This is a genomic window from Kitasatospora sp. NPDC053308 (assembly GCF_055585785.1).
This window is the reverse complement of the sequence record NZ_JBVJJY010000005.1, coordinates 1-9,958: the sequence shown is the minus strand read 5'-3', so window position 1 is coordinate 9,958 and position 9,958 is coordinate 1. Positions and strand designations below refer to the sequence as shown.

Sequence of the window (9,958 nt, the reverse complement as noted above, 5' to 3'; positions counted from 1 at the left end):
GTGGGCGACTCACCTGTTTTTGTGTTAGATGACCGGGTCTCCGTGGCCTCCAACATGAGCCAACGACCGGGCCGGGGGGCCCGGGCGGGCCCCCCCCCGTCCCCCCGGCGGCACCCGCTCAGACGGCGCTGCCGGCCTTCCACTCGGCCCAGCCCATGTTCCAGCCGTTCAGGCCGTTGTCCGGGGCGACCGTCTTGTCCCCGGAGTTCACGACCTCGACCACGTCGCCGATCATCGAGGACTTGTAGAACTTGTAGCCGTCCGTCCCGGTGTCCTGCGCGCCCTTGGCGTCCTGCAGGCCGACGCAGCCGTGGCTGGTGTTCTGGCTGCCGAAGATCGACGCCGAGGACCAGTAGTTGCCGTGGATGAAGGTGCCCGAGGTGGTGAGGCGCTGCGCGTGCGGCACGTCGGCGATGTCGTACTCGCTGCCCAGGTTGACGGTCTGCGAGTTCATCCGGGTCTGGGTGTACTGCTCGGAGATGACCATCTTGCCGCCCCAGGTGGTGTGCTCGGGCGAGCCGCCGGAGATCTTGTAGACCGCGCTGACCTGGCCGTCGGTGGTGACGGTGAGCTTCTTGGTGGCGAGGTCGGCGACGCTGGTCTGGGCGCGGCCGATGGTGAAGGTGACGTCCTTGGACTGGGTGCCGTAGACGCCCTTGGCGCCCTCGACGTCCTTGAGCCGGAGCTTGAGGGTGACCTTGGTGCCCTTGGCCCAGTACTCCTGCGGGCGGAAGTCGAGGCGGGTGCTGGAGAACCAGTGCCCGACGATCTCGACGCCGGGCTCGGCGGTCACGGTGATCGCCTGCTGGACGGCCTTGCGGTCGGTGATCGGCTTGCTGAAGTTGATCGAGACGGGCATGCCGACGCCGACGGTCGAGCCGTCCTCGGGGGTGAAGTAGCCGACGAAGGTGTTGGCCGGGGTCGCCGTGGTGAAGACGGCGTTGGAGTCCGCCTCCAGCTTGTCCTTGTCCACCGCGACGGCGGCGACGGTGTACTTGGTGCCGCTGGCCGGGGCAGCGGCCGAGGTCCAGGCGGTGTTGTCGGCGGAGAGCTGGCCGGCCAGCTCCTTGCCGGTGGAGTCGGTGACCTTGACGCTGCTCAGGGTGCCGTTGGCGACGGTGACCTTGACCGGCTCGCTGAAGCTGGCGGCGGTGACCCCGTCCGCGGGCGAGACGGTGATCACGGCGGCCGAGGTCTTCGGGGTGCTGCTGCCGCCGCCCCCGCCCGGGGTGCCGTTCGCGCTGCCGCCGGAGCCGCCGGCGCCGCCGTTGTCGCTGTTGTCGTTGCAGGCCGCCAGCAGCAGGACGGGCGCCCCGATCAGTCCCGCGAGGACACCGCGTCGGCTCCAGCTTCCTCCGGCCGCCCGCCCCTGACCGTCCCGTGCCGTCACGTCGCGTCTCCCTGCTGATCATCCCGGGCATTTACGGATACAGAAACGCAATCCGCCCGCTCACGGTTCCATCACCGAAGGGTAAGCGATCGTATGAGATGACCCAATGGGCCACCGAACACGCGGAAACGCCCGGTCCGCCGTGGCGGACCGGGCGTCGTCGAGGGGCACGGCGGGCTGCCGCTACTCGGCGGACTCGTCCACCGCGTACTCGTCCCACTCCTCGCTGTCCGGGTCGAACTCGGTCTGCGCCGACTCCCAGGTCGCCGAGGCGAGCTCCACCCCGGGGACGTCCCCGAGCAGGGCGACGGGGTCGATGAAGTGCGCGAGCGAACCCGACGGGTCCACCTCGATGGCCTCGACGGACTGGGCGCGCTCCTCGTCGTCGAGGTACTCGTCCTCGGTCACCGCCTGCAGGGCCGCCGCCTTGAGGGCGCCCTCGTCGGTGATCTCCGCGATGAGCTCGATCTTCACCCGGACGTAGCGCGGGGCGTCCTGGTCGGTCGTTTCAGTGCTGGTCATGCGTGCGAGCGTACGGGAACGGCGGGCCGCCCGGGGCACGCCGCGGGCGCCGGACCGAGGCCCGGCGGCGAACGCGGGGGGGCCAGTGGGAGACCAGCGGGAGCGCAGGGCCGGACGGAAAGGCCGGCCGGAAGGGACGAACGGAAGGGGCCGGCCCCTCGGAGAAGGACCGGCCCCACCGTTCCCCCGCATGGGCTCCCCCACCCGGGAGCCGCGGGGACGCGCCGTAACGGCGCGCGCGGCCGCGGGAGCCGCCACACCCTGTCGACCGGCCGGAGCCGGACAGGGGCGGGACAACGGCACCTCCCGCGGAAGGCGGACACAGCGGCCGGGTCAGGGCCGCCCGATGTGTCCGGAGTCGACCGCCTCCGCCGGGGAGCCGCTCCCGGACGGTTGCCGTCGCCTCTTTCGGCGTCTTGCCGTTGACCACCACGATGCCGGAGCCGTGTTAACCCCGTGCTGCGGGCAGGTGACGCCGGTGTACCACTTCGCCCGTGGACGAACCCTGCTGATCCGTCCACGGGCGGGGCGGGGTGACCGCGCGTCAGTGCGCGGAGCGGCCGGTCAGGTAGCCCAGCAGGTCCTGCCGGGTGACGATGCCCTGCGGCTTGCCCTCGACCAGCACGACGGCCGCGTCGGCCTTCTCCAGCACGGTCATCAGGTTGGTGACGGTCTCGCCCGAGCCGACCACCGGCAGCGGCTTGGACATCACCTTGTCCAGCGTGTCGGTCAGCTCGATCTCCTTCGCGAAGATGCCCTCCAGCAGCAGCTTCTCCACCACCGAGCCGATCACCTCGCCGGCCATGATGTCCGGGTGCCCGGCACCCGGGGAGACCACCGGCATCTGCGAGACGCCGTACTCGCGCAGCACCCGGACCGCCTCGGCGACCGTCTCGTTCGGGTGCATGTGGACGAACTGCGGGACGCCGCCCTGCTCGATGCTCTCCTTGCGGGCCAGCACCTCGCCGATGTGCGCCTCGTCGGTGGACGAGGGCAGGAAGCCGTAGTCGGCCATCCAGTCGTCGTTGAAGATCTTCGACAGGTAGCCCCGGCCGCCGTCCGGCAGCAGCACCACGACGACGTCGTCCGGCCCGAGCCCGCGGGCGACCTCCAGCGCGGCCACCACGGCCATGCCGCACGAGCCGCCGACCAGCAGGCCCTCCTCCTTGGCCAGGCGGCGGGTCATCTGGAACGAGTCCTTGTCGGAGACGGCGACGATCCCGTCCGCGACCTCGCGGTCGTAGGCGGTCGGCCAGAAGTCCTCACCGACGCCCTCGACCAGGTACGGCCGGCCGGTGCCGCCCGAGTAGACCGAGCCCTCCGGGTCGGCGCCGATCACCTTGACCTTGCCGCCGGAGACCTCCTTCAGGTAGTTGCCGGTGCCGGAGATGGTGCCGCCGGTGCCGACGCCCGCCACGAAGTGGGTGATCTTGCCCTCGGTCTGCTCCCACAGCTCCGGGCCGGTGGAGTGGTAGTGCGACGCCGGGTTGTCCGGGTTCGAGTACTGGTCCGGCTTCCAGGCGTTCGGGGTCTCCCGGACCAGGCGGTCGGAGACGTTGTAGTACGAGTCGGGGTGCTCGGGGGCGACGGCGGTCGGGCAGACGACCACCTCGGCGCCGTACGCGCGCAGAGTGTTGATCTTGTCGGTCGACACCTTGTCCGGACAGACGAAGATGCACTTGTAGCCCTTCTGCTGGGCCACGATCGCCAGACCGACACCGGTGTTGCCGGAGGTCGGCTCCACGATGGTGCCGCCCGGCTTCAGGGCGCCTGAGGCCTCGGCGGCCTCGATCATGCGCATCGCGATGCGGTCCTTGACGGAGCCACCGGGGTTGAAGTACTCGACCTTCGCCAGCACTGTCGCGCTGATGCCCTCGGTGACCTTGTTCAGCTTGACCAGCGGCGTGTTGCCGACCAGGTCGATGATCGAGTTGTGGTACCGCACGGGGGTCCTCCCGGTCTGTGGGCATGCGAGTGTCAGTGCTATCGGTACTGCAAAGCCTAGGGCGTGGCGCGCACCGCAGCGCCCGCTCCCGTCCACCGCCACGAACGACCCGCCCGGCACTCCCGCCCCGGACCGCTCCTCGCGCGGCTCCGCGGGGCCGCCGGCCGGGCCCCCGCCGCCCCCAATGGCCCCGCCCCCGGTACTCCCGTCCTCCGCGCGGGTAGGAGGGGTGTACGGCCCCGCTCGGGGCGGCACGAGGAGGCGAAGGGGGCACCGGATGCCAGGCGCACACGACTCGCGGGCCCGGGTGGCCCGGCGGATCGCCACCGCGGCGGCGTACGGCGGCGGCGGGCTCGGGCTGCTCGGCGTGGGCCTGGTCGGCCTGCTGCTGACCGAGAGCAAGCTCGCCATCCAGGCCATCGGCATCCTGGAGACCCACCCGCCCAAGTCCGACGGCGTCTACGGCGAGGCCTTCGCCGACGGCGCCGCCGACCCGCAGCCGCCGCTCGTGCTGGCCGTCCTCGGCGACTCGACCGGCGCCGGCCTCGGGGTGGCGCGGGCCCGGGAGACCCCGGGGGCCCTGCTCGCCGCCGGCCTGGCCTCGGTGGCCGAGCGCCCGGTCCGCCTGGTCAACGTGGCCCGCTCCGGCGGCCGCTCCGCCGACCTGTCCGGCCAGCTGGAGCAGGCGCTGCCGCACCACCCGGACATCGCGGTGATCATGATCGGCGCCAATGACGTGACCCGGCACAGCCCGGCCCAGCTGGCCGTCCGCCAGCTCGGCGAGGCCGTCGCCGCGCTGCGCGCCAACGGCTGCGAGGTCGTCGTCGGGACCTGCCCGGACCTCGGCACGATCAAGCCGGTGCGGCCGCCGCTGCGCTGGGTGGCCCGCCGGCTGAGCCGGCAGCTGGCCGCCGCGCAGACCATCGCGGTGGTGGAGGCGGGCGGCCGGACGGTGTCGCTGGGCTCGCTGCTGGGCCCGGAGTTCGCCGCCCGTCCGGAGATGTTCGCCGCCGACCGCTACCACCCCTCGGCCCAGGGCTACGCCACCGCCGCGATGGCCGTGCTGCCCTCGGTCTGCGCCGCACTGGGCCTGTGGCCGGAGGAGGAGCACCCGACCGTCGCGGTGCCGGGCGACACGGTGCTGCCGGTCGCGGTGGCGGCGGCCGCGGCGGCCGGCCGGGCGGGCACCGAGGTCGCGGCGGTGGGGACGGAGACCGCAGGCCACCGCTGGGCCCTGCTGCGCCGGCGGCTGCGGGTGGGGCTGCCCGGCTCGGGCCCGGCGGCCCACGTCCACCCCGCCGAGGAGGGCCCCGCGGCCGCCGGGAATACGTCGGCCAGCTCACACGCTGGGGCGGGTGACGCCTGATCTACCAGGCGGTAACTTTCCTCCCGGACGTCAGGTCCGCCGTCACCCAGCGAGGAGCCCGTCATGCCCGAAGCCGTCATCGTCAGCGCCGCCCGTTCGCCGATCGGCCGGGCTTTCAAGGGCTCCCTCAAGGACGTCCGCCCGGACGACCTGACCGCTCACATCATCCAGGCCGCCCTGGCCAAGGTGCCGCAGCTCGACCCGCGCGAGATCGACGACCTGATGCTCGGCTGCGGCCTGCCCGGCGGCGAGCAGGGCCACAACCTGGCCCGCATCGTGGCCGTCCAGATGGGCATGGACTACCTGCCCGGCGCCACCATCACCCGCTACTGCTCCTCCTCGCTGCAGACCACGCGGATGGCGCTGCACGCGATCAAGGCGGGCGAGGGCGACGTCTTCGTCTCGGCCGGCGTGGAGACCGTCTCGCGCAGCGTCCACGGCACCTCGGACGGCATGCCGGGCACCATGAACCCGCTCTTCGACGAGGCCCAGGCCCGCACCGCCAAGCGCGCCGAGGAGGGCGGCGGCGAGTGGCACGACCCGCGCGAGGACGGCCTGCTGCCGGACGCCTACATCGCGATGGGCCAGACCGCCGAGAACCTGGCCGCGCTCAAGGGCATCACCCGCGCCGAGCAGGACGAGTTCGGCGTCCGCTCGCAGAACCTCGCCGAGGCCGCCATCAAGGCCGGCTTCTGGGAGCGCGAGATCACCCCGGTGACGACCCCGGACGGCACCGTGGTCAGCGCGGACGACGGCCCGCGCGCCGGCGTGACCCTGGAGGGCGTCTCGGGCCTGAAGCCGGTGTTCCGCCCGGACGGCACCGTGACCGCCGGTAACTGCTGCCCACTGAACGACGGCGCGGCCGCGCTGGTCATCATGTCCGACACCAGGGCCGCCGAGCTCGGCATCACCCCGCTCGCCCGCGTGGTCTCCACCGGTGTCAGCGCCCTCTCCCCCGAGATCATGGGCTACGGCCCGGTCGAGGCCTCCAAGCAGGCGCTCCGACGGGCCGGCCTGACCATCGACGACATCGACCTGGTCGAGATCAACGAGGCCTTCGCGGCCCAGGTGATCCCCTCCTACCGCGACCTCGGCGTCGACCTGGACAAGCTCAACGTCAACGGCGGCGCCATCGCGGTCGGCCACCCCTTCGGCATGACCGGCGCCCGGATCACCACCACGCTGATCAACTCCCTGCAGTGGCACGACAAGCAGTTCGGTCTGGAGACCATGTGCGTCGGCGGCGGCCAGGGCATGGCGATGGTCATCGAGCGCCTCAGCTGACCACCCGCACCCTCCGAAGGGTCTGGACCACCCATTTGGAGTGACACTGCGTAATTGAGGGCCGGATCACACCGCGAGGTCGATCCGGCCCTCTTTTCGTTCGTTTTCGGCCCGGAAATCGACACTGCGGAGCGGATCAACTCCACTGCGTAGAACGGTGTTACCTAACAATTTGGGGACAAGAGCGAAAGTCCTGGACGAATTAGACATTCGCCACTGCGGTCACAGCCCCGCATGCGGCAGTGTGGACACGTAACCCCGTTCCGCTCCTCGCTAGGAGTACGTTCCGTGAGCGCCGTCTACGCCATCCTGCTGCTGATCCTGATCACCGTCTCGACCGCCGCGCTGTTCCGTCTCCGGGCGATCTCCCGCCGACTGGACGCCCAGGCGGCGGCCCCGGCCGTGCCCGCCCCGGTGGACGAGGCCGCGATACGCCGGGCCGTCGCCGAGGCGCTCGCCGCCGACCGCGAGCGGGAGATCACCGAGGCCCGGGCGTTCTGGGCCGAGCAGGAGGCCCGCGCGGCCGAGGACGCGCCGCTGTTCGACTCCCCCTTCACCGGCGCCTTCTCCGGCACCGACGAGTGGCCGCTGTTCTTCCCCCGCCCCACCGGCCCGCAGGACGCCGCCGACAACGCCGGGACGATGGACCCGGAGTTCGGTGAAGCGCTGCGCTCCGCGCTGGAGGACCTGATCAGCGACGGCGGCACCGCCCCGGCCGAGCCCGGCACCGACGGCGGCGCGCCGCTGCGCCCCGGCCACCCGGTGGGCGAGACCACCAAGGACGCCCGGGCCCGCCGCGAGGCCGACCTGCTGGCCACCGGCCTGGAGGCCGGGCTGCTGGACGCCGAGGCCGCCGTCGAGGAGGCCCCGGTCGCCGCGCCCGACCCGCGCCGCCACCCCTCGCACCCCGACTTCGTGCCGAGCCAGGCGCCGTCCCGCGAGTGGACCGACAGCCGGCTGGCCGCCCTCGCCGAGGAGGCCGTCGCCCTGACCGACGTCCGTCCCGGCCCGCTCGGCACCCTGGACGTGTACGCCTTCGCCGACGGCACCACGCTCTGCGTGGCCCCGGGCGACCGGGAGGCCGCCTACCGGCTGATCGACGCGGTGCGCGCCGGTGAGCACGTCCGGCTGCTCGGCGGCTCGCGCTTCTCCGGTTCGTACTCGCTGACCTTCTCCACCGACGAGGAGGCCGTCTACGTGCTCGCCGACCGGGTGGTCGCCAGCATCTGACGCCGGCTCACCGGCAGGACTCCCACCGCACAACACAGCACACCGAAGGCCGACCGGGTCACAGGGGTTACCGACCCGGCCGGCCTTCGGCGTTCGCGTTCGCAGCCTGGCGACCGCTCCCGGTCCCGGTCCCGGGGGAGCCGGGCCTCAGCCGCAGAGTTCCGCCGTCCCGCGCACGGCCGCGACCGCCCCGGCCAGCACCTCGGCGGCGGCCGCGGGCCCGTCCGGCAGCGCCACCTGCGCGCCCTCGGGCAGCGCCGCGAGCGCGGTGGCCAGGTCGTGCCCGGCGACGGCCAGTTGGTCCCCCACCGCGAAGGCCCCGGCGTCCGGGAAGTCCCGCGCCGGACCGCCCTCCACCGCCAGCGCCAGCGCTGCCAGTTGTCGGGCGAGGCCCAGCGCGGCCGCCGCCCGCGAGGCGTGCCCGGGCACGGCGCCCAGCAGCTTGCTCTGCGGCAGCGAGCGGAAACGATCCGCCAGTGTGTCGACGGCTTCGACCAGGGGCTCTACGTCATGCATGGCAGCGAGCCTAGGCGAAAAGCCGCCGGGCCCCGGAGCAGGTCGCTCCGGGGCCCGGCGGCAGTGTTCACAGCGGGGGACGGGTCAGTCGTCGCCGCGCAGGATCGCGATGAGCCGCATCATCTCCATGTAGATCCAGACCAGCGACAGGGTCAGGCCGAAGGCCGCCCGCCACGACTCGCGCTGCGGCGCGCCCTGGGCGATGGCCGTCTCGATCTCCGCGAAGTCCAGCGACAGGAAGAAGGCGCCCAGACCGATGCCGACCAGGCCGACCACGATGCCCAGCGGGCCGGAGCGCAGCCCCATCTCGGCGCCGAAGGCCGTCGCGACCAGGTTGACCAGCATCAGCAGCACGAAGCCCAGGGCGATCGAGATGCCGATCCGCTGGTAGCGCGGGGTGACACGGATCCGACCGCTCTTGTAGGCGAACAGCATCGCCGCGAAGACCGCCGCCGTGCCCAGCACCGCCTGGATCACGATGCCGTTGAGGACGGTGTTCAGCGCGTGCGACCAGGCGCCCATCGCGAAGCCCTGGAAGGCCGCGTACGTCAGGATCAGCGGCGGGCTGACGCTGCGCTTGAAGGAGGCCACCAGACCGACCACCAGGGCCACCATGCTGGCCGCGATCGCGAAGCCGTAGTTCTCGAACGGCAGCACGAACCAGGCCACCGCGCCGGCGGCGACCAGGGTCAGCAGCGTCATGGCGGTGCGGGCGACCACGTCGTCCAGCGTCATCCGCCCGGTGGCGGCCGGGCCGGCCGCCGGGCCGTTGTACATCTGGTACAGCTGCTCGTCCGTCAGCGGGGCCTGACCCTGCGGCTGGGCGTACTGCGTCCCCGCGTACGGGTTGCCGCCGTACGGGCTCCCGGCCTGCGCGGCGTTACCGAACCCCGCGTAGCCGGAGTCGCGGGTGAAGGACCCCTCCCGCGAGAAGACCGGGTTGCTGCTTCTCATTGCTCATTCCCTCCGTGGCGGCACTGCACCGCCCTCGCATAAGGGTAATGGCTTGGCAAAAATTCCGGGATACGCCGCGAGGAGGATCCGGTGAACGTCTCACGGCGGGGGCGCCGTCGGCGCCCCCGCCGATCGGAATCGGTGCCCGGAGCCGGACTCGAACCGGCACGGCCTCGCGGCCAAGCAGTTTTAAGCTGCCCGTGTCTGCGTTCCACCATCCGGGCGTCCTGCGAACCCCCCTGAGCCTAGTCGCCCGGCTCGCCCTTTCGCATGTTCCCAGCCCCGGAAGTTGTCATGTTTCCTTGCCATCTGACGAACTGTCCGGGATTCGGCCACGAAGGATAGCGGTTCCGGCCACCCCGCCGCCGTCGGCGCCGCCTCAGGGTTCCCGTCATACCGCAGGAGGACGAGCGCCTTCCTGCCGTACGCCCAGCGGTGGTAGGGCCAACCGTCCGGCGGAGCGACGCCAGACCATGATCACGTCGCGGAGCATGGAGGGACAAGCCCACGAGCCCGAGGAGCACCCCGTGACCACGTCGACCGCAACCGCCGTCCGCACCGGCCGGGCGGCCGCCCGCGCCACCGGCCTGAACAAGGTCTACGGGGAGGGCGAGACCCGCGTCGTCGCCCTCGACGACGTCAGCGTGGCCTTCCCCCAGGGCGAGTTCACCGCGATCATGGGCCCCTCCGGCTCCGGCAAGTCCACCCTCATGCACTGCATGGCCGGCCTCGACACCGTCACCTCCGGCTC

At 72.3% G+C, this 9,958-nt stretch carries 9 protein-coding genes and 1 tRNA gene; 4 read left to right on the top strand and 6 right to left on the bottom strand.

The genetic code is table 11. The features are described from left to right. Positions 1–118 precede the first annotated feature (118 nt). The 3 genes from ACZ6Y7_RS13390 to ACZ6Y7_RS13380 all read right to left on the bottom strand — a co-directional run bounded on the left by ACZ6Y7_RS13390 (position 119) and on the right by ACZ6Y7_RS13380 (position 3,857). Entirely contained in the window at positions 119–1,390 is a 1,272-nt protein-coding gene (locus ACZ6Y7_RS13390) for a L,D-transpeptidase (RefSeq protein WP_465758040.1), read from the bottom strand. Positions 1,391–1,573: 183 nt separating this feature from the next. Then, positions 1,574–1,912, bottom strand: coding sequence for a hypothetical protein (locus ACZ6Y7_RS13385; protein ID WP_402222608.1), 339 nt, complete (start codon positions 1,910–1,912; stop codon positions 1,574–1,576). Between the two features lie 544 nt (positions 1,913–2,456). Next, positions 2,457–3,857, bottom strand: coding sequence for a cystathionine beta-synthase (locus tag ACZ6Y7_RS13380; RefSeq protein WP_465758039.1), 1,401 nt, complete (start codon positions 3,855–3,857; stop codon positions 2,457–2,459). A gap of 277 nt (positions 3,858–4,134) precedes the next feature. Here ACZ6Y7_RS13380 and ACZ6Y7_RS13375 point away from each other — a divergent pair, with 277 nt between their 5' ends. The 3 genes from ACZ6Y7_RS13375 (at position 4,135) to ACZ6Y7_RS13365 (ending at position 7,737) form a co-directional block, all read left to right on the top strand. Further along, positions 4,135–5,223 (top strand): SGNH/GDSL hydrolase family protein, encoded by a 1,089-nt coding sequence (locus tag ACZ6Y7_RS13375; protein WP_465758038.1) that lies wholly within the window; start codon positions 4,135–4,137, stop codon positions 5,221–5,223. A gap of 63 nt (positions 5,224–5,286) precedes the next feature. After that, positions 5,287–6,507 (top strand): acetyl-CoA C-acetyltransferase, encoded by a 1,221-nt coding sequence (locus ACZ6Y7_RS13370; protein WP_465758037.1) that lies wholly within the window; start codon positions 5,287–5,289, stop codon positions 6,505–6,507. A gap of 288 nt (positions 6,508–6,795) precedes the next feature. Beyond that, a complete protein-coding gene (locus ACZ6Y7_RS13365; RefSeq protein ID WP_465758036.1) occupies positions 6,796–7,737 on the top strand; it encodes a hypothetical protein in 942 nt (313 codons plus the stop codon). A gap of 147 nt (positions 7,738–7,884) precedes the next feature. On the opposite strand, the gene ACZ6Y7_RS13360 is transcribed toward ACZ6Y7_RS13365, so the two are convergent. From ACZ6Y7_RS13360 to ACZ6Y7_RS13350, 3 genes are all read right to left on the bottom strand, one after another. Then, positions 7,885–8,253, bottom strand: coding sequence for a hypothetical protein (locus tag ACZ6Y7_RS13360; RefSeq protein WP_465758035.1), 369 nt, complete (start codon positions 8,251–8,253; stop codon positions 7,885–7,887). Positions 8,254–8,337: 84 nt separating this feature from the next. Next, positions 8,338–9,207 carry a Bax inhibitor-1/YccA family protein gene (locus ACZ6Y7_RS13355; RefSeq protein ID WP_465758034.1) on the bottom strand — a complete coding sequence of 290 codons (870 nt, stop codon included), beginning with the start codon at positions 9,205–9,207 and terminating at the stop codon, positions 8,338–8,340. 142 nt (positions 9,208–9,349) lie between these two features. Further along, positions 9,350–9,431, bottom strand: a tRNA-Leu gene (locus ACZ6Y7_RS13350). Between the two features lie 267 nt (positions 9,432–9,698). Here ACZ6Y7_RS13350 and ACZ6Y7_RS13345 point away from each other — a divergent pair. After that, on the top strand, positions 9,699–9,958 hold a 260-nt coding region (locus ACZ6Y7_RS13345), incomplete at its 3' end, for an ATP-binding cassette domain-containing protein (protein ID WP_465758033.1).